At 60.8% G+C, this 19934-nt stretch carries 18 protein-coding genes; 4 read left to right on the top strand and 14 right to left on the bottom strand.

Annotated elements, in window-relative coordinates; genetic code table 11:
* Positions 1-130: 130 nt before the first annotated feature.
* The 7 genes from QMX84_RS22145 to QMX84_RS22115 all read right to left on the bottom strand — a co-directional run bounded on the left by QMX84_RS22145 (position 131) and on the right by QMX84_RS22115 (position 9165).
* Entirely contained in the window at positions 131-688 is a 558-nt protein-coding gene (locus QMX84_RS22145) for a phosphonate degradation HD-domain oxygenase (RefSeq protein WP_282364787.1), read from the bottom strand.
* Positions 688-1809: a TIGR03364 family FAD-dependent oxidoreductase gene (locus QMX84_RS22140; RefSeq protein ID WP_282364786.1), complete on the bottom strand. Its 1122-nt coding sequence runs from the start codon at positions 1807-1809 to the stop codon at positions 688-690. The genes QMX84_RS22145 and QMX84_RS22140 overlap by 1 nt, the downstream gene beginning before the upstream one ends.
* Positions 1810-1954: 145 nt before the next feature.
* The gene (locus QMX84_RS22135; RefSeq protein WP_262125698.1) at positions 1955-2977 is read right to left on the bottom strand and encodes a putative 2-aminoethylphosphonate ABC transporter substrate-binding protein; all 1023 of its coding nucleotides are present in this window, start codon (positions 2975-2977) and stop codon (positions 1955-1957) included.
* Positions 2978-3002: 25 nt separating this feature from the next.
* The gene (locus tag QMX84_RS22130; protein WP_048371042.1) at positions 3003-4727 is read right to left on the bottom strand and encodes a putative 2-aminoethylphosphonate ABC transporter permease subunit; all 1725 of its coding nucleotides are present in this window, start codon (positions 4725-4727) and stop codon (positions 3003-3005) included.
* Between the two features lies 1 nt (position 4728).
* Entirely contained in the window at positions 4729-5805 is a 1077-nt protein-coding gene (locus QMX84_RS22125; protein ID WP_153335932.1) for a putative 2-aminoethylphosphonate ABC transporter ATP-binding protein, read from the bottom strand.
* A gap of 194 nt (positions 5806-5999) precedes the next feature.
* Positions 6000-6863, bottom strand: a complete 864-nt coding sequence (locus tag QMX84_RS22120) for a LysR family transcriptional regulator (protein ID WP_282364785.1) — start codon at positions 6861-6863, stop codon at positions 6000-6002.
* Between the two features lie 16 nt (positions 6864-6879).
* Positions 6880-9165 (bottom strand): heavy metal translocating P-type ATPase, encoded by a 2286-nt coding sequence (locus QMX84_RS22115; RefSeq protein WP_282364784.1) that lies wholly within the window; start codon positions 9163-9165, stop codon positions 6880-6882.
* Positions 9166-9249: 84 nt separating this feature from the next.
* Here QMX84_RS22115 and cadR point away from each other — a divergent pair, with 84 nt between their 5' ends.
* Positions 9250-9699 (top strand): Cd(II)/Pb(II)-responsive transcriptional regulator, encoded by a 450-nt coding sequence (gene cadR, locus QMX84_RS22110; RefSeq protein WP_282364783.1) that lies wholly within the window; start codon positions 9250-9252, stop codon positions 9697-9699.
* 117 nt (positions 9700-9816) lie between these two features.
* On the opposite strand, the gene QMX84_RS22105 is transcribed toward cadR, so the two are convergent.
* The 3 genes from QMX84_RS22105 to QMX84_RS22095 are packed head-to-tail and all read right to left on the bottom strand — an operon-like array spanning position 9817 to position 12440.
* A complete protein-coding gene (locus tag QMX84_RS22105) occupies positions 9817-10788 on the bottom strand; it encodes a thymidylate synthase (protein ID WP_282364782.1) in 972 nt (323 codons plus the stop codon).
* 50 nt (positions 10789-10838) lie between these two features.
* Positions 10839-11645, bottom strand: a complete 807-nt coding sequence (gene lgt, locus QMX84_RS22100; protein ID WP_282364781.1) for a prolipoprotein diacylglyceryl transferase — start codon at positions 11643-11645, stop codon at positions 10839-10841.
* Between the two features lie 12 nt (positions 11646-11657).
* On the bottom strand, positions 11658-12440 hold the full coding sequence (locus tag QMX84_RS22095) for a sulfite exporter TauE/SafE family protein (RefSeq protein ID WP_048371054.1): 783 nt from the start codon (positions 12438-12440) through the stop codon (positions 11658-11660).
* 120 nt (positions 12441-12560) lie between these two features.
* Between QMX84_RS22095 and QMX84_RS22090 the strand changes: the two genes are divergently transcribed.
* Positions 12561-13310 (top strand): NRDE family protein, encoded by a 750-nt coding sequence (locus QMX84_RS22090; RefSeq protein ID WP_282364780.1) that lies wholly within the window; start codon positions 12561-12563, stop codon positions 13308-13310.
* 121 nt (positions 13311-13431) lie between these two features.
* Here the strand turns inward: QMX84_RS22090 and ptsP are convergent, their stop codons facing one another.
* Together ptsP and QMX84_RS22080 are read right to left on the bottom strand one after the other, a co-directional pair.
* The gene (gene ptsP, locus QMX84_RS22085; protein WP_282364779.1) at positions 13432-15711 is read right to left on the bottom strand and encodes a phosphoenolpyruvate--protein phosphotransferase; all 2280 of its coding nucleotides are present in this window, start codon (positions 15709-15711) and stop codon (positions 13432-13434) included.
* Between the two features lie 21 nt (positions 15712-15732).
* Positions 15733-16212: an RNA pyrophosphohydrolase gene (locus QMX84_RS22080; protein WP_019828104.1), complete on the bottom strand. Its 480-nt coding sequence runs from the start codon at positions 16210-16212 to the stop codon at positions 15733-15735.
* A gap of 143 nt (positions 16213-16355) precedes the next feature.
* On the opposite strand from QMX84_RS22080, the gene QMX84_RS22075 reads away from it, so the two are divergent.
* Positions 16356-17012, top strand: coding sequence for an HAD family hydrolase (locus tag QMX84_RS22075; RefSeq protein ID WP_262125708.1), 657 nt, complete (start codon positions 16356-16358; stop codon positions 17010-17012).
* A gap of 65 nt (positions 17013-17077) precedes the next feature.
* Here the strand turns inward: QMX84_RS22075 and QMX84_RS22070 are convergent, their stop codons facing one another.
* Both QMX84_RS22070 and ilvA read right to left on the bottom strand, forming a co-directional pair.
* Positions 17078-17506, bottom strand: coding sequence for a DUF2269 family protein (locus QMX84_RS22070; protein ID WP_153327102.1), 429 nt, complete (start codon positions 17504-17506; stop codon positions 17078-17080).
* 40 nt (positions 17507-17546) lie between these two features.
* Complete coding sequence (gene ilvA / locus QMX84_RS22065; RefSeq protein WP_282364778.1) at positions 17547-19061, bottom strand: threonine ammonia-lyase, biosynthetic; 1515 nt, start codon at positions 19059-19061, stop codon at positions 17547-17549.
* Positions 19062-19193: 132 nt separating this feature from the next.
* Here ilvA and rpiA point away from each other — a divergent pair, with 132 nt between their 5' ends.
* Positions 19194-19865 (top strand): ribose-5-phosphate isomerase RpiA, encoded by a 672-nt coding sequence (gene rpiA / locus QMX84_RS22060; RefSeq protein WP_048390926.1) that lies wholly within the window; start codon positions 19194-19196, stop codon positions 19863-19865.
* Positions 19866-19934 lie beyond the last annotated feature (69 nt).

Below are 19934 nucleotides of genomic sequence, written 5' to 3'. Positions count from 1 at the left end.
GAGCTGCTGGCCGAGCAAATCTGACTACGGCACCTCCTCTGTGGGAGCGGGCTTGCTCGCGATACAGGCAACACGGTGCATCCGCTAAAACGCGGTGATTTCATCGCGAGCAAGCCCGCTCCCACAAGGGTTAGGTGTTTAACAGCTTCAAGGCTTTGGCCTTGAGCAGTTGCAAATCGATGATCGGGGCGTGCAACTGCTTGGCCTGTTCATCCCACAGGCGCATGCGCAGGCTAAGCTCGCACAGCGGGTCTTGCTCAAAGGCATCGGCCTCGGCTTCGTTCATCACGCCGCCTTGGTAACCCAACGTCCTGATACTGGCTTCGCTCAACAGGTCGTAATAGCCGGGTTGGCGCAACGTCAGATAGCGCTTGGCCTGTACGTGGTATTCCACCAGTTTGGCCATGCGCTCACTGAAACCCGCCCGGCGCAGGTAATCGGCGCCCACCTGTTCATGGCAGACCACGCCGTATCCGCCCATGTTCGGCGCATCTTTGACGCATAAATGCCCAATGTCATGAAAGAACGCAGCCAACACCACTTCATCGTCATGCCCTTCGGCCATCGCCAACTGCGCCGCCTGGGACATGTGTTCGAGCTGTGACACCGGCTCGCCGATGTAATCGTCGGTGCCGAACTGCTGATACAAGGCAAAAACCTGCTCTACCGCCAGTTGTGCCGGTGTCATCACGCCTCCCCCAGTAAACGCGCAATATTGCGCTCGGCCATCGCCGGGCCAACGCTCATGCCCACGCCGGTTTGCATCAAGGCGGCGCTCAGGCCCGGTGCCACGGGCAGCCAGGTAAACGGCTTGGCCCCGCGCGCGCCATAAACGCCTTGCCAGCGCTCCATCACCTGCACTTCACAGCCCAGAGTGTCTTCACACAGCTGCAACATCCAGTTGTCGACCTGTTCGGCGTTAAACGGCGATGGATCGCTGCCGTAATGGTGTGAATCACCGACGATCAGCTCGCCGTAGGGCGTCGGGCTGATCAACAAGTGAATACCGTGCTCGTCCAGGTACGGGCTGTCGCGCAGGATCTCGGCCTGCACCGCAGCCGCTTCCGGCAAATCGGCAAAGGCGCCGTAATGCACGCAGCTCAGGCCGGTGAGCAGGGCATGTTGCAGTTGCAAATCGATTTTTGGCCGCACTCGCAGCATTTGCAGGCGGCAGACCTGTGGGTTGAGCGTCGCCAGCGGCTCGGCCAGCAGGGTTTGATAGTCGTGCCCTGAACAGACAATCACCTGCGCGCCTTTAAAGCTGCCCGCCGTGGTGTGCACCTGCCCCGGCTCGACGTCGCGCACCAGGGTTGAGAAATGAAACTCGACGCCGAGGTCGCGCTGCAGGTACTGCACCAGCGCCGGAATAGCCTCACGCGAATACACCTGCTGGTCGTCCAGCCCGTGCAGCGCGGCACGATGGTGGTTGAACTGGCCGCCGTAGAGGGCGGCCAGTTCAGCACCGCGCAGCAGTTCGGCGCGATAACCGTGTTCACGGGCACGGCCTTGGCAAAAGGCCTCCAGCAGCTGTTCTTCAGCCTCGGTGCGGGCAAACAGGTATGCGCCGTTGCGTTTGAGGTCAAAGCCCGCCTGCTGCGCCCACTCACCCCAAATACCCCGGCTGGCCCGGGCCAGATCGAGCATTACGCCCGGCGGCTGGCCGGTGACCAGCGCCTGGCCGAAGTTGCGCACCGACGCGCCCAAGGGCGTGTGCGTGCGTTCGAAGACATGGACCTTAAGCCCGCGTTTGGCGGCCGCGTAGGCATGGGACAAACCCAGAATGCCAGCGCCGACGATAAGAATAGTCATACACCTGTCCTGAAGAGCACATCCTTGTAGCCGCTGCCGCAGGCTGCGATCGAGCCCGCAGGGGTCGCGCTGTTCAAGAGCGAAGGTCCTTCGGCCCTTATCGCAGCCTGCGGCAGCGGCTACAGGGTTTAGCGTTTATGCAAAGTTATTCGGCCACTTTCTCGGACTTGCCGTCATAGCGTTTGCGCCATTCGGTCAAAATTTGATCGCGGTTTTTTGAGGCCCAGGCGAAGTCGTTTTTGATCAGGCGCTGTTCGTAGTCAGCCGGCAATTCAGTCTGCGGCTTGGCAATACCAGGCTGCGCGAGCACGGCGAAGTTCTCTTTATAAAGCTCCATCGCCGCCGGGCTGGCCGAGAAGTCAGCGAGCTTTTGCGCCGCCGCTTCATGGGGCGTGCCTTTAATCACGGCCGTGGCTTCGATCTCCCAGCCCAGGCCTTCTTTAGGCAGGATGATGTCCAGTGGCGCGCCCTGGCGCTTGAGCTGCACGGCCGGGTATTCAAACGAAATGCCAATCGGGAACTCGCCCGAGGCGGCCAATTTGCACGGCTTGGAACCGGAGTGAACGTACTGGCCGATGTTCTGGTGCAGGCCGTCCATGTACACCCAGCCCTGCTTCTCGCCAAAGGTTTGCAGCCACGCGCTCACGTCCAGAAAGCCCGTGCCGGACGACGCCGGGTTCGGCATCACGATCTTGCCCTTGTACTCAGGCTTGGTCAGGTCTTGCCAGCTCACCGGCTTGCTCAGGCCCTGCTTTTCGGCCTCAACCGTGTTGAAGCAAATGGTCGCGGCCCACACGTCCATGCCAACCCAAGCCGGTGGATTGGCGGGGTCACGGTAGTTGGGGCCGATCTTGGCCAGGTCTTGCGGTGCGTAGGATTGCAGCATGCCTTGCTGATCGAGGATCGCCAGGCTCGACGCGGCCAGGCCCCAGACGGCATCCGCCTGCGGGCGGTCTTTTTCAGCGAGCAGTTTGGCGGTGATGATGCCGGTGGAATCACGCACCCACTTGATCTCAACGTCCGGGTTGGCCTTCTCGAAAGCTTGTTTGTAGCTCTTCAGTTGCTCGGCTTCGAGGGCGGTGTAGACGGTTAGCTCGGTTTTTGCGGCGAACGCGTTAACGCTGAAAGCGGTGAGGACAGCAGCGACAAGAGCAAGAGGCTTGAACATGGTGCGGTTCCTTGAGGTGGAGGGGTTATTGCGCCGGTGCGCCTTGACGCCAGGCTTGGGAGCGGCGCAACACGCCGCGTGAAGCCCAGGCCAGGAGCAGGGACACGCCAATGGAGGTCAGCAAAATCAGGGTCGACATGGCCGCCGCGCCGCCCACATTGCCGGCGTCGTCCATGTTCAGCACCGCCACCGCCGCGAGAATGGTGTCGGGGCTGTAGAGGAAGATCGCCGCCGACACGGTGGTCATTGCCGAGACGAACAGGTAGCGCACGATGTCCAGCAGCGCGGGCAGGCAAATCGGTACGGTGACGCGCCAGTAATGGCGGTACAGCGGCGCCTTGAGCGACAGCGCAGCGGCTTCGAACTCGCCGTCGAGCTGGCGCAACGCGGTGGTGGCGGTCATTTGCGCAGTGGTCAAATAGTGAGCAATGGTGCACACCACCAGCAGCGCCATGGTCCCGTAAAACACATGCAGCGGGTTGCCCGGCAGGTTGAAGAAAAACACATAGCCCAGCCCCAGCACCAAACCCGGCACCGCCATGGGGATGAAGCTGAGCATGCGCAGCACCAGGTTCAGGCGCTTCTGGGTGTGGGTTTTTTCCATCAGGTAGGCGCCGGTGAAGATCACCGCGCTGCCGATCAGCGCCGTGCACAAGGCCATGGTCACGCTGTTGCGATACGCCAGCCAGCCGCCACCGGCGGTGTCGTTGAACTGGTAGTGGTTGAGGGACAGCGACAGGTTGTACGGCCAAAATTTGACCAGCGACGAGTACACCGCCATCCCGAACACCAGCAGCAAGGCAGCGCAGATCAGCAACACGATGGCCAGGTAGCAGCCATCTCGCAGCCTCGAAGGCACCGGCTTGAACACCTGGGCACGCCCGCTCATGGCGTCGCCGTGCTGACGGCGCAGCCAGGCATCGACGCCGAAGCTGAACAGCGCGGGCAACAGCAAGACCATGCCGATCAATGCACCGCGACCAAACTGTTGCTGCCCGACCACTGCTTTGTAGGCTTCCAGCGCCAGCACCTGATAGTCGCCACCCACCACCACGGGCACGCCGAAGTCGGTGATGGTCAGGGTGAACACCAGGCAAAACGCGGCAAACACGGCCTGACGCGTACCCGGCCAGGTGATGCTGCGAAAGGCTTTGAATGGCCCGGCGCCCATGCTCGACGCCGCATCAAACAACCGGGCATCGGCCAGTGACAAGGCGGACAGCAGAATCATCAGGGCATGGGGAAAGGTGTAGATCACCTCGCCGAGGACGATGCCCCAGAAGCCGTAGATGTTGTCCGCAATCAGCCCGCGCAGCAGGCCCTGATTGCCGAACAAATACACCAGCGCAATGCCCGGCAACATCGACGGCGCCATCAGTGGCAGCAACGACAACCCGCGCCAGACGCGTTTGCCGGGGATCAAGGTGCGTTGCAGCGCGTAGGCAAACAGGTACGCCAGCGGTACGACAATCGCCGCTACGCTGAGCGACACTTTGAGGCTGTTACCCACCAGCCAATGAAAGTTATCGCTGGTTACCAGCTCCCGCGCCGCGACCCAACCACCGCCCTGGCCGTCTTGCGCACTGAAGCCACGCCAGAAAATCGCCAGCAACGGCATCAGCACGGCAATGGCTAATAACAGCAGCAACAGCAGTTTGCCGCCGAGGACAAACAACGTGTCGCCCCGTTCAGCCCGCGCAGCGTTACGGGCCAGGGTGTCGGACAGGGGCAAGGTCATTGGCGCGGCCATGTCAGGCAAACACCTGAAGGCTGTTCGGCGGCAAGGCGACGAAGATGTCCTGGGCGCCGAGACGCGGCAAATCCTGGCTGCCGACTTCGGCGGTGAGCGGGTGGCCCGGCAGGTGGTTGAGTTCGAAGCTCATGCGGCAGCGATTGCCGAGGAAGGTGATGTCCCGCACCCGTGCCGGGAACAGGTTTTCTTCGTGCAGTACCGGGTTGACGCTGATCGCTTCGGGGCGACAAAACAGCCGCCCCGACTCGACGCGCCCGGCGTCGGCCGCCAAGCGCATATTGACGCCGCCGACCTGCGCGTAAGTGCCGCTGTTATGGTCAAACGGCAGCCAGTTACCTTGCCCGACAAACTCGGCAACAAAGGGCGTGGCGGGCTTGTTGTAGATCTCCTGCGGGGTAGCGTACTGCTCGACCTTGCCGTTGTTCATCACGGCGATGCGGTCGGCCATCAGCATGGCTTCGTCCTGGTTGTGGGTCACCATCAAAGTGGTAATACCCAGGCTGCGCTGCAATTGGCGCAACTCGGTGCATAAATGCTCGCGCACCCGGGCATCCAGCGCCGACATCGGTTCGTCGAGCAGCAACAGCGACGGTGCAGGCGCCAAAGCGCGGGCCAGGGCGACTCGCTGCTGCTGACCGCCGGACAGTTGGCCGGGGAATTTCTTTTCGCTGCCTGTGAGGCCCACCAGTTCGAGCATCTCGCTGACGCGCTTGCGCACCACGTCGCGGTTGCTGCCGGCCAGGCCGTAGGCGATGTTGGCCTCAACGGTCAGGTTGGGGAACAGTGCGTAGGACTGAAACAAGATCCCGTAGTCACGGGCTTGCGGGGCGAGGTCTGAGACATCCCGTGAACCGAGGTACAAAACGCCATCGTCCTGACGTTCCAGCCCGGCGATGCAGCGCAGCAAGGTGGTTTTGCCGCACCCCGAAGGCCCGAGCAGACACACCAGTTCACCCGCTGCCACCTCCAGCGAAACGTTGTCCAGCGCGGTAAAAGCGCCAAAGCGCTTGCTCACGTTGCGCACCTTCATCGGCACGCCGGGTTGGGTCAAAGGGGTTGCGTTCGAGCGGTTCATGGATGCACCTCATCAAGCAGATGGGGTCATCCTAGAGACGCTATGCGTACAAGATGTGGCAGTCAGGCAAAAGCTGCCGATAGAGGTATTGGTGGATTTTGGAGTGATGCTCACAACATTCCTGTGGGAGCGGGCTTGCTCGCGAGCTTTTAAAAAGATCAAAAGATCGCGAGGCAAGCTCGCTCCTACAAGGGTCAGGCCGGGGCCATTTCCTGCGCCAGCCCCAGAAAAGCCGCCGGCAAGCGCGCTGATTTTCGCTCTTTCAGGCAGTACAAATACTCGGCGATCATCGGCGCACCCTCGAGGGTCAGTACGCGCAGTTGCGGGTCGTGGGGGACTTCCTGGCGGGCGATGATGCTGATGCCGATACCGCGCAGCACCGCTTCGCGGATCGACTCGCGGCTGCCAATTTCCAGCAGCGGGCCAAAACCAACCCCGGCGCTTCTAAGCAGTTCTTCGGTCAATTTGCGCGTGGTCGACCCTTGCTCGCGCATCAGCAGGCAGTGCCCGGCCAAGGCACTCAGCGGCACGTGATCGAGCTTGGCCAGCGGGTGATTGCGGTGCACGGCCACCACCAGCGGGTCGGAGCCCAGAACCCGGCGTATCAGCCGTGGGTCTTCGAGCAGTTGCGACGAGGCGGCGATGTCGACGCGGTATTCGTCCAGCGCTTCGAGCACTTGCTGGGAGTTGCCAATGTCTACCGACACGACAATCTGCGGCAGGCGCTCGCGGAAGGCTTTGACCAGATCAAGGATGTAATACGGCGCCGTGGCGGCGATGCGCAACTTGCCGGTGCCGTGGCCGCTGTTGCGCAAAAAGAACTCGATATCGGCCTCTTGCTGCAACAGCGTTTTAACCATGGGCAGCAAGCGCACGCCTTCATCGCTGAGGGTCAGGCGCCGCCCGCCACGGTAGAACAGTTCTACGCCGTACTGGCTTTCAAGCTGGCGGATCTGGGTGGTCACGGTCGGCTGGCTCAACCCGAGCTTTTTCGCCGCCTGTGTGATGCTGCCCAACTGGGCCACCCGGTAAAACGCTTTCAGCTCGGCACTCAGCACTGTGGCCTCTCTTGATCTATTTGCGCACCAGGCGCAAGCCGTTAAACACCACCAACAGGCTCACGCCCATGTCAGCAAAGACGGCCATCCACATGGTGGCCAAGCCCATGAAGGTTACCGCAAGAAAGATCGCTTTAATGACCAATGCCAAGGCAATGTTCTGTTTAAGGATGCTCGCGGTGTCCCGTGACAAGCGAATGAAAGCCGGTATTTTGCGCAGATCGTCGTCCATCAAGGCGACATCTGCCGTCTCTATGGCGGTATCCGTACCCGCTGCCGCCATGGCAAAACCGATCTCGGCGCGGGCCAATGCCGGGGCGTCGTTGATGCCGTCACCGACCATGCCCACGTGATGGCCCTGTGCATAAAGGGCTTCGATAGCTTTGAGTTTGTCCTCCGGCAGCAGGTTGCCCTGCGCCTGGTCGATGCCTACCTGGGCCGCAATCGCGTTGGCGGTGTGCGGATTGTCGCCGGTCAGCATCAGGGTTTTGACCCCCAGCGCGTGCAGCTCGCGGATCGCTTCTCGGCTGGTTTGCTTGACCGTGTCGGCCACGGCGAACAACGCCATGGGGCCTGCGCTGTCGATCAGCAAGATCACCGTTTTGCCTTGTTCTTCCAACGCGAAGAGCTTCTCCTCAAGGGCGGGCGAGCACAGGCCCAGTTCTTCGATCAGGCGGTGGTTACCCAAGTGGTAAACCTTGCCGTCGATGTCGCCACGCACGCCGCGCCCAGCCAGCGCCGTGAAGTTATCCACAGTACGCAGCGTCAGGTTTTTATCCACAGCGGCATTGGCCACGGCCATCGACACCGGGTGATCTGAACGCGAAGCCAGGCTTGCAGCCAGCAGCACCGCGCTCTCGGTGTGCAGCGGGTCGAGCGGCAGGTAGTCGGTTTGCACCGGCTTGCCGTGGGTGATGGTGCCGGTTTTATCCAGCGCCAAAAAGTCCAGCTTGTGGCCGCTTTCGAGGTATACACCGCCTTTGACCAGGATGCCTTTGCGTGCAGCGGCCGCCAGACCGCTAACGATGGTTACCGGGGTCGAGATCACCAGCGCGCACGGGCACGCCACCACCAGCAGTACCAGCGCACGGTAGATCCAGTCGAACCACGCCTCGCCCATAAACAGCGGCGGGATAATCGCCACAGCCAAGGCCAGTAGAAACACCACCGGGGTGTAGATTTTGGAGAAGCTGTCGACAAAACGCTGGGTCGGTGCACGGGCGCCCTGGGCTTGTTCCACCGCCAGGATGATGCGCGCCAGAGTCGAGTTGTTGGCCGCTGCGGTAACGCGAAACTCCAGCGAACCGGCCTGGTTGATGGTGCCCGCAAAGACTTTATCGCCCACGGTTTTTTCCACCGGCAGGCTCTCGCCGGTAATCGGCGCCTGATCGATGCTTGAGCTGCCCGCCACCACTTCGCCGTCCAGGCCAATGCGCTCGCCGGGTTTAACCCGCACGATGACACCCGGTTCGACGTCTTTAACCTCACGTTCCAGCCATGTGCCGTCGACTTGCTGCACGGTGACTTTGTCCGGAGCCATTTGCATCAGGCCGCTGATGGCGTTGCGTGCACGGTCCAGAGACTTGGCTTCGATCAGCTCGGCCACGGTAAACAGGAACATCACCATCGCCGCTTCGGGCCATTGGCCGATCAGCAGGGCGCCGGTCACGGCGATGCTCATCAGCGCGTTGATGTTCAGGTTGAGGTTTTTAAGGGCAATCCAGCCTTTTTTGTAGGTGGTCAGGCCGCCGCTGAAAATCGACACCAGCGCCACCAATGCAATGACCCAGGTCGGCGCTGCGCCGGTGAAGTGCAGCACTTCTGCCGCCAACGCACCGACACCGGACAGCGCCAGCGGCCACCAGTGTTTTTTCGGCGCAGGCGGCAGCGGCGCGTCAGCATCGGCGCCGGTTTGCAGCGGGTCGGCCTGCATGCCCAGGGATTTAATGGCCGCGACAATCGGATCGGTGGACGGCAGATCGTGGGTCACCACCAGCACGCGATTGATCAGGTTGAACTCCAACTGCTGCACACCGGCCAGCTTGCCCAGTTTGTTCTGGATCAGGGTTTGCTCGGTCGGGCAGTCCATGGCTTCAATGCGGAAGCTGCTCAGGCGCGCGCCCACAGTGGGCGTGGCGCTGAGTTTGATCACGCTCGGCCCGGCAGTGCTTGAACAGCAACTGTGCGCGTGGCTGGCGTGGTCGTGCTTTTCCTCATGGCCATGGTCATGGTCATGGTCATGGTCATGGTCATGGTCATGGTCAGCGTGTGGTTTGTGCGAAGTGTGAATGGAGTCGCTCATCGGGTGCGTCCAAAAAGGTGCCTGTTGCCAAGTAAAGACCCTGTAGCCACTATAGGGTCAAGCATCCTTTGGGAGATAAGCGCGATGAAGATTGGTGAACTGGCGAAATTGACCGACTGTCAGGTCGAAACCATCCGTTATTACGAGCGTGAAGGCTTGTTGCCAGAGCCTGCGCGCAGTGACGGCAACTACCGTTTGTACACCCAGGCCCATGTCGAGCGGCTGACGTTTATCCGCAATTGCCGCAGCCTGGACATGACCCTCGAAGAAATCCGCAGCCTGCTCAACCTGCGCGACAGCCCGCAGGACCAATGCGAAAGCGTGAATGCGTTGATCGACGAGCACATCCACCACGTCAAGGCGCGCATTGATGGCTTGCAAGCTTTGCAGGCGCAACTGCTCGACCTGCGCCAACGCTGTGGCGAAGGGCCGGAGATGGATCAGTGCGCGATTTTGCAGCGCCTGGAAGTCAGCGGCTCAGTGGCAGCGCCAGAAGGCGAGCCAAGCCATGTGGGCAGAAGCCACGGGCATTAACCTAAGCACCTGTAGCCGCTGCCGAAGGCTGCGATCGAGCCCGAAGGGGTCGCGCTTTTCAAGAGCGAAGGTCCTTCGGCCCTTATCGCAGCCTGCGGCAGCGGCTACAGGAGGGGGTTACACCGCCATCGGCGCGGTCATGGGGGCGTGGTGCTGGTAGCCTTCGAGGCTGAAGTCGCTCGGCTCGATCAGTTCCAGCCACTCCGGCTGGTAAACGCCGGTCTTGGCGAATTCCGGTACGCGGTCCGAGATCACCAGTTTTGGCATCGGGAACGGCTCGCGGGTCAGCTGTTCGTTGAGCATGTCCAGGTGGTTTTCATACACGTGGGCATCGCCAATGAAGTAGGTGAACCAGCGCGGCGTGTAGCCGGTCAGGCGGCCGATCAGGCTCAGCAACGCGGCGCCTTCGGTCAGGTTGAACGGCGTGCCCAGGCCCAGGTCGTTGGAACGGATATAGAGAGTCAGGGAGATTTCCTTGGTCTCGACGTTCGGGTGGAACTGGTACAGCAGGTGGCACGGCGGCAGGGCCATTTCGTCGAGCTGGGCGCAGTTCCAGCCGTGGAACAAAATACGGCGGCTGCCCGGGTCATTGATGATCGTGTCGACGCACTGGCGCACCTGGTCGATGGCCTTGTACAGCACCACGTAGGCCGCGCCGTCTTCTTCGCCTTCGGCGATCTGGCGATAACCCTGGCTCAGGCACAGCTCGATAGCGGCCTGGTTGCTGCGCGCCACTTGCTTGTAAGCCGGCCACTTGCGCCATTGCACGCCGTAGATCTCGCCCAGGTCGTCTTCACCCTGACGGAACGGGTTGGCCAGCCATTGGGCGTTTTCGTTGGCGTTCTGGTCCCAGACCTTGCAACCCAGCGCACGGAAGTCTGCGGCGCTGTTGACCGGGCGCAAAAAGCCGCACATCTCGCCAATCGCCGATTTGAACGCCATGCGGCGCGTAGTGATGGCCGGGAAGCCTTCTTTGAGGTCGTAGCGCAACATGGCGCCCGGCAGACTGATGGTCTTCACGCCGGTGCGGTTGGCTTGCAAGGTGCCGTTTTTAATGACGTTGGCAACGAGGTCAAGATATTGCTTCATGGTTTTCCTAGCGTTTGAATGCAGGGCCGCGCGGGCCCTGCGATTCGAATTTAATGCGCAGCCTTTTGAGCCGCCGGATCACGGTTGTACGCCAGCCAGATCAGGAACAGGCCGCCCGCAATCATCGGGATGCAGAGGATTTGCCCCATCGTTACCCAGCCGAACGCCAGGTAGCCTAGCTGAGCGTCCGGCACGCGGACGAACTCGACGATGAAACGGAAGATCCCGTAAAACAGGGCGAACATCCCGGAAACCGCCATTGTAGGGCGAGGTTTGCGCGAGTACAGCCACAGCACCAGGAACAGTGCCACACCTTCCAGGGCAAACTGGTAAAGCTGCGACGGATGGCGCGCCAATTGTTGTGGGTCGGTGGGGAAGATCATCGCCCACGGCACGTCGCTGGCCTTGCCCCACAACTCGCCGTTGATGAAGTTACCGATGCGCCCTGCGCCCAGACCAATCGGCACCACGGGGGCGATGAAGTCGAGGATCTGGAAGAACGATTTGCCGTTGCGCTTGCCGAACCACCAGGTCGCCAGCATCACGCCGATCAAGCCGCCGTGGAACGCCATGCCGCCTTTCCAGACTTCAAAAATCAGCAGCGGGTTGGCGATGTAGGCGCTCAGGTCGTAGAACAGCACGTAGCCCAGGCGGCCGCCGACTATCACGCCCATGGCCACCCAGAACACCAGGTCCGAGAGTTTCTCTTTGTTCCAGGTCGGGTCGAAGCGGTTGAGACGTCGCGACAGGATCAGCCAGGCGGCGCCAATGCCGATCAGGTACATCAAGCCGTACCAATGAATTTTCAGCGGTCCGATAGCCAATGCCACCGGGTCAATCTGCGGGTAAGGCAGCATTGCGACTCCTCGTTAGATCAGGAAACTCAAACCGACACAGAACAACAGTGCGGCAAACAGCCGTTTCAGCAGGCGCGGCGAGAGTTTGTGGGCCAAACGCGCACCGAAACGGGCAAAAAACATGCTGGTCAGGGCGATCCCGACCAACGCGGGTATGTAAACAAACCCGAGACTATGCGCGGGCAAGTCAGGGTTGTGCCAGCCAATCATCATGAAACTTAACGCACCGGCGACGGCGATGGGCAGACCGCAGGCCGACGAGGTGGCCACGGCTTGCTGCATGGTCACACCGCGCCAGGTCAAAAACGGTACGGTCAGCGAGCCGCCGCCGATACCGAAAATCGCCGACGCCCAGCCAATAACGCTACCAGCCAAGCTCAGACCCACCTTACCCGGCACCGTTCGGCTGGCCTTGGGTTTTAAGTCCAGGGCCATTTGCAGGGCGATGATCACGGCAAACACACCAATGATTTTCTGCAAGTGCGGGCCGGAGATCGCTTCGGCGGTCAGCGCGCCAATCCCGGCCCCGACCAGAATGCCCAGGCTCATCCAGGCAAACAGCGGCCACAGCACCGCGCCTTTGCGGTTGTGCGCAATCACTGAGTTGATCGAGGTAAAGATAATGGTCGCCAATGACGTGCCAACGGCCAAATGGGTCAACACCTCGTTGCTGAAGCCCTGCAAGGTGAAACTGAACACCAGCACCGGCACGATGATCAGCCCGCCACCGACTCCGAACAGCCCGGCCAGTACGCCAGCGAAGCCTCCCAACACCAGATAGAGCAGAAATTCCATGACGCCCCCTATTTTTGATCCGCATGGTAACGGAGCAAGGGCTCGGGCTCCATCCCGCATGGCGTAACACGCAGGGGCAATCTATAAGTACAGTGATTAAAAAAACATTAAGGACTGCCCATGTGCCTGATTGTCTTCGCTTGGCGCCCCGGCCACGCACAGCCTCTGGTCGTTGCGGCCAACCGCGATGAATTTTATGCGCGCCCCACTAAACCGCTGGCCCAGTGGGTTGAAGCACCGCAGGTGTTTGCCGGGCGTGACCTGCAGGCTGGCGGCACCTGGCTAGGCATAGGGGCCAATGGCCGCTTTGCCGCGCTGACCAATATACGTGAACCGCACCAACCGCCCGGGCGGCATTCGCGGGGTGAGCTGGTGTCTGAATTCTTGAGTGGCAACCAGTCCATTGCTAAGTATTTCGACGATATTGGCGGACGAAGGCTGAGTTATGCCGGTTTTAACCTGCTGTTGGCGGATCGCGATCAGCTCTGGCATTTCAACTCCAGAGAGCTGGTGCCGCAGCCCCTGAGTGCGGGGCTGTATGGCTTGTCGAATGCCGGGCTGGACACCCCGTGGCCCAAGCTGCTCAGGGCCAAGGCGGCGCTGGCCGAGGTGCTGAACGACCCGCAGCCGCAAGCTTTGCTGGCCCTGCTCGAAGACCCGCAGCCAGCGCAGTTCAGCGAGCTGCCGGACACCGGCGTCGGGCTGGCCACGGAGAAGTTGTTGTCGAGTGTGTTTATCGCCAGCCCCAATTACGGCACCCGCGCCAGCACCGCGCTGATCGTCAATGCCGATGGTTCAAGGGTGATGGTGGAGCACAGCTTCGGACCGCTGGGCGGGCGTTTGGGTGAGGTGCGGCTGGAACACCCCTGACTCATGCCAAAACCTGTAGCCGCTGCCGAAGCATGAGGCTGCGATGGGTTGCGCAGCGACCCCATACAGCGGGCCTGCGGACCGCATCGCAGCCTCGTCCCTCGTCAGCGGCTACAAGGTATTAATAAGGCTTGATCGCCGCCGGGTTCATCATGCGCGTCAGGCCCATGTTTTTCAGGGCCAACTGGATGGTGCTGCGAATGACTTGCGGGTTGTCGATGGTCATGACCTCAGCCAGCAACTCCTTGGCCCGGCTCAGGCTGACCTGGCGCAACATCCACTTCACCTTGGGCAAGTTGGTGGCGTTCATTGACAGGCTGTCAAAACCCATGGCCATCAACAAGATCGCAGCCGCCGGGTCACCGGCCATTTCACCGCAGATACTCGCCGGCTTGCCTTCGGCGTGGGCGTCACGCACCACCGCCTGCAAAGCTTGCAGCACGGCCGGGTGCAGGTAGTCGTACAAATCGGCCACCCGCGGGTTGTTGCGGTCCACCGCCAGCAGGTACTGGGTCAAGTCGTTGGAACCTACCGACAAAAAGTCCACCTGACGGGCCAGCTCTTTGGTCTGGTACACCGCCGCCGGCACTTCGATCATCACGCCAATCGGCGGCATCGGCACGTCGGTGCCTTCGTCGCGCACTTCACCCCAGGCACGGTGCAGCAGGTGCAGGGCTTCTTCGAGTTCGTGGGTGCCGGAGATCATCGGCAGCAAGATGCGCAGATTGTTAAGACCCTCACTGGCCTTGAGCATGGCCCGGGCCTGCACCAGAAAGATTTCCGGGTGGTCGAGGGTCACGCGGATCCCGCGCCAGCCCAGGAACGGGTTGTCTTCTTTGATCGGGAAGTACGACAGCGACTTGTCGCCGCCAATGTCCAGGCTGCGCATGGTCACCGGCTGCGGGTGGAAGGCCGCCAGTTGCTCGCGATAAATCGCCAGCTGCTCTTTTTCGCTCGGAAAGCGCTGGTTGATCATGAACGGCACTTCGGTGCGGTACAGACCTACGCCTTCTGCGCCCCGCTGTTGCGCGCGCGCCACATCGGCCAGCAGGCCGGTGTTGACCCACAGCGGCATGCGGTGGCCGTCCGGGGTGATACACGGCAGCTCGCGCAGGGCATCAAGGCCCTGGGACAACTGGCGCTCTTCTTCCACCACGTCGGCGTATTGCTTGCGCAGCATGTCGCTGGGGTTGGTGTAGACCTCACCGTGGTAGCCGTCGACGATCATCTGGATGCCGTCGACCTTGGAGTACGGCAGGTCGACCAGGCCCATCACGGTCGGGATGCCCATGGCACGGGCCAGAATCGCCACGTGGGAGTTACCCGAACCCAATACCGAGACCAGGCCTACCAGCTTGCCTTCAGGCACCTCGCCGAGCATGGTCGCGGTCAGCTCTTCACTGACCAGAATGGTGTTGTCGGGGTAAACCATGGTTTGCTGGTGATCGTGTTGCAAATAGGCCAGCAAGCGGCGCCCGAGGTCACGCACGTCCGACGCCCGCTCGCGCAGGTAGTCGTCGTCCATCAATTCGAAACGGTTGACGTGATCAGTCACCACCTGACGCAGCGCGCCCTGGGCCCACTGACCGGTCTTGATCACATTTTTGACTTCGCTGCCCAGCGAGGCGTCGTCGAGCATCATCAGGTACACGTCAAACAGCGCCTGCTCTTCGGGGCGCAGCTGCGTGGCGAGCTTCTTCGACACCGCGCGCATGTCATTGCGCACGCCTTCGAGGGCGTTTTTGAACAGCGCTATTTCGGCAGGAATATCGGTGATGGTCTTGTCGGGCACCACGTCCAGATCCGCCGGAGGCAGCATGACCACCGCGGTACCCACCGCCGCACCGGGCGAACCGGGCACGCCGACGAACTTGGCTTCCTGGATACCCTTGCCCTGACGCCCCAGGCCACGAATCGACCCCGTGGCTTCTGCGTGGGCAATAACCCCGGCCAATTGCGCGCTCATGGTCACAAGGAAGGCTTCTTCACCCTCATCGAACTGGCGGCGTTCTTTTTGCTGAATGACCAACACACCCACTACACGGCGGTGGTGGATAATCGGCGCGCCGAGGAATGAGGCATAGCGCTCCTCACCGGTTTCGGCAAAGTAGCGGTAGCGCGGGTGATCGGCGGCGTTTTCGAGGTTCAGAGGTTCTTCGCGGGTACCCACCAGACCGACCAGGCCTTCGTTGGGTGCCATGCTGACTTTGCCGATCGAGCGCTTGTTCAAGCCCTCGGTGGCCATCAGTACAAAACGGTTGGTCTCTGGATCAAGCAAATAGACCGAGCAGACCTGGCTGCCCATGGCCTCTTTGACGCGCAACACAATAATCCCCAACGCCGCCCTGAGATCTTTGGCGGCGTTTACTTCCTGGACGATCTTGCGCAGCGTATTGAGCATGGCTCGGGGTCGAACTCCGTGTCAGGCGCGCGTTAATAGGCGCGGTGCAAGTTCTTTGAGCGCGCGACGGTAGACCTCGCGCTTGAATGTCACCACCTGGCCCAACGGATACCAATAGCTGACCCAGCGCCAGCCATCGAATTCCGGTTTACCGGTCAAATCCATCCGCACCCGCTGCTCATTCGAGACCAGGCGCAGCAAAAACCACTTTTGCTTCTGGCCGATGCACAGCGGTTGGCTGTGGGTACGAACCAGGCGTTGCGGCAAACGATAACGCAACCAGCCTCGCGTGCAGGCGAGTATTTCTACATCTTCGCGTTCCAGGCCAACTTCTTCGTTCAGCTCGCGGTACAAGGCGTCTTCCGGCGTCTCATCAGGGTTGATTCCGCCCTGTGGAAACTGCCACGCGTCTTGATTGATACGGCGAGCCCACAGTACCTGTCCGGCATCATTTGTCAGAATAATCCCGACATTAGGACGGAAACCATCGGGGTCGATCACGGCAACAACCTCGCAAACGCATGTCGCCGCATTGTTCCACAAAGGTTGTGAAAGCAGCAACGCGCCTTCCTGCCTTATGTGCACTCTTATTAAAAGACCGTATTCTTGTGGGCTTTCAACCGACAGCTCAGCGGGTAATTGCAATGCGTTTGGCTTTATTCGACTTGGACAACACCCTTTTAGGCGGCGACAGCGACCACGCGTGGGGCGATTACCTGTGCGAACGCAACATTCTGGACGGTGACGCCTACAAAGCCCGTAACGACGAGTTCTACCAGGATTACCTGGCCGGCAAGCTCGACAATGCCGCTTATCTTAATTTCAGCATGGAAATTTTTGGCAAAAATGACATGGGTCAACTCGATCAATGGCACCGCGAATTCATGCGCGACTGCATTGACGACCTGATGCTGCCAAAAGCCCAGGCACTGTTGGCCAAGCACCGCGACGCGGGCGATACGCTGGTGATCATCACCGCGACCAACCGGTTTATCACCGCACCCATCGCGGCAAAGCTGGGCGTGGAACATTTGATCGCCACCGAATGCGAGATCGTTGATGGCCGTTACACCGGCCGCAGCACCGACGTGCCGTGCTTTCGTGAAGGCAAAGTGACACGCCTGAACCGCTGGATGGCAGAAAACGGCCACAGCCTCGAAGACAGCTACTTCTACAGCGATTCGATGAACGACCTGCCGTTGCTGGAGCAAGTGACCCACGCCGTGGCCGTCGACCCGGATGAAAACTTGCGGGCAGAAGCGGTTAAACGTGGCTGGCCGGTGATTTCGTTGCGCGATTGATCACCCTGCCTCGCGATCTTTAAGGTCAAAAGATCGCGAGGCAAGCTCGCTCCTACAGGGGGTGGTTAAATCGGTTTTGCGCCCATCATGGCCGCAATCGCAATAAAGCAAATCGCACAAAAAGCCGCCAACACCACGGTAAAGCCCGGGTGTTTGGCCATTCGCCCCAGCCGCAGGCGGTTGAGGCGCACCAGTAGCCATAACCAGCTCAAGCCACCCAGCAGGTACAGACTGCTCCCGCCCAGCAACCACAGCTGGCTCAGCGGCCAACCCGCCATGTGCACCAAAAACCAGCCACTCACCGGCAATGCCAGCAAGCACAGGCCCATCAGCCCCCAGAGAAACGCCCACGGGCGGCGCACCAGGCCACCCGCGAGGAAGGCGTCACCGGCACGCCGACGGCGAATCACCACAACCAGCAATACAAGCGCACTGACAAACAGCAGCAGTGTCGACACGCCATGCAGCAGTTTTAACGCGGTGAACGTTTCCATTTGATTTATCTCTTGAGCCGTTCAATCAGCGTAGCGTTTATCAGCCAAGAAACAGCTGATACGCCGGGTTATCGCTTTCATCCCAGTATGGATAGCCAATTTCTGCCAGCGCCGCAGGCACCAAGTGGCGCTCATCGGCGGGCACTTGCAGACCGGCCATCACCCGGCCATCTGCCGCGCCATGGTTGCGGTAATGGAACATCGAGATGTTCCAGCGCCCGCCCAGCTTGCTGAGGAAGTTGAACAGCGCCCCCGGACGTTCCGGGAATTCAAAGCGGAACAGCAACTCATCGCTGACCTTGGCCGCGTGCCCACCGACCATGTGACGAATGTGCAATTTGGCCAGTTCGTTTTCAGTCAGGTCGACCACCGGGAAGCCCTGCTCGGCCAGGCTGGCCAGCAACGCGCTACGCGGGTCGTTCTCGGGATGGGTCTGCACCCCGACGAATATGTGGGCCTCGCTGCCGGTGTTGTAGCGGTAGTTGAATTCGGTGATCTGGCGCTTGCCGACCGCCTGGCAGAACGCTTTGAAGCTGCCCGGCACCTCGGGGATGGTCACGGCGATGATCGCCTCACGGCCTTCACCCAGTTCGGCCCGCTCGGCCACATGGCGCAAACGGTCGAAGTTAACGTTGGCGCCCGAGTCGATGGCCACCAGCGTCTGGCCGCGCACACCGCGTTGCTCCACGTATTTTTTGATCCCGGCCACGCCCAGCGCACCCGCAGGCTCGGTGATCGAGCGGGTGTCATCAAAGATGTCCTTGATGGCCGCGCAGATTTCATCGGTGCTTACGGTGATGACTTCGTCGACGTAGTCTTTGCAGATATCAAACGTGTGCTGGCCGATCTGGCCCACGGCAACGCCGTCGGCGAAGATCCCGACGCTTGGCAAGACCACGCGCTCACCGGCCGCCATCGCGGCTTGCAGGCAGTTGGAGTCATCGGGCTCGACGCCAATGACTTTAATATCCGGCCGCAGGTACTTCACATACGCCGCAATACCGGCAATCAATCCGCCACCGCCCACCGGCACGAAGATCGCATCCAGCGGCGTCGGGTGCTGACGCAGAATTTCCATCGCCACGGTGCCCTGCCCGGCGATGGTGTGCGGGTCATCGTAGGGGTGTACGTAAACGTAGCCTTTTTGTTCAACCAGTTGCAGCGAGTACGCCAGGGCTTCCGGGAAGGAGTCACCGTGCAGCACCACAATACCGCCACGCGAACGCACGCCTTCAATCTTGATCTCGGGGGTGGTTTTGGGCATTACGATGGTGGCTTTCACCCCCAGCACCTTGGCGGCCAGCGCCAGGCCTTGTGCATGGTTGCCGGCCGAGGCGGTGACGACGCCGCAGGCACGCTCGGTGTCGGTCAATTGCGTGAGCTTGTTGTAAGCACCACGAATCTTGAACGAAAACACCGGCTGCAAATCTTCGCGTTTGAGCAAAATCTGGTTGCCCAGACGCGCAGACAACTGATTGGCAGGCTGCAAGGGGGTTTCTACCGCGACGTCATAAACGCGCGAGGTGAGTATCTTCTTAACGTACTGTTCGAGCATCGGAAAGCTTCACTGGGCGGTTAGCAGGGACCAAGGAGTCTACCCCAGCGTTTACACGGGCGACCATACGAATCCAAAGGTTTTAGTTATACTCCACGCCCTTCTGTTTACCCTTCCCGCCCCGGAGCCCGCATGACCCAGGATCAACTCAAACAAGCCGTAGCCCAGGCGGCTGTCGACTTCATCCTCCCGAAACTGGATGACAAGAGCATCGTTGGGGTCGGCACCGGCTCCACGGCCAACTGCTTCATTGACGCGCTGGCCTTGCACAAAGGCGCTTTTGACGGTGCCGTGGCCAGTTCCGAAGCCACCGCCGCACGCCTCAAGGGCCACGGGATTCCTGTGTACGAGCTGAACACCGTGAGCGATCTGGAGTTCTACGTGGACGGCGCCGATGAGAGCGACGAAAACCTCAACCTGATCAAAGGCGGCGGCGCAGCCCTGACCCGCGAAAAAATCGTCGCGGCCGTGGCCAAAACCTTTATCTGCATCGCTGACGCCAGCAAGCTGGTGCCGGTGCTGGGCGCGTTCCCGCTGCCGGTTGAAGTGATCCCGATGGCCCGCAGCCACGTGGCCCGCGAACTGGTCAAACTGGGCGGCGATCCGGTGTACCGCGAAGGTGTGCTGACGGATAACGGCAACATCATTCTTGACGTGCACAACCTGCAAATCGTCGACCCGGTGAAACTGGAAACTCAGATCAACGCCATCGTCGGTGTGGTGACCAACGGTTTGTTCGCTGCGCGCCCGGCGGACCTGTTGCTGCTGGGGACGCCTGAAGGCGTGAAAACCCTGAGCAAATAACCCGTAACCGTGTAGGAGCGAGCTTGCCTCGCGATCTTTTAAACCATCAAAAGATCGCGAGGCAAGCTC

Source organism: Pseudomonas sp. PS01297 (assembly GCF_029959305.1).
In the GTDB taxonomy this organism is placed as follows: domain Bacteria; phylum Pseudomonadota; class Gammaproteobacteria; order Pseudomonadales; family Pseudomonadaceae; genus Aquipseudomonas; species Aquipseudomonas helleri.
The sequence above is the reverse complement of the archived record's forward strand: the minus strand, read 5'-3'. Positions and strand labels throughout refer to the sequence as shown.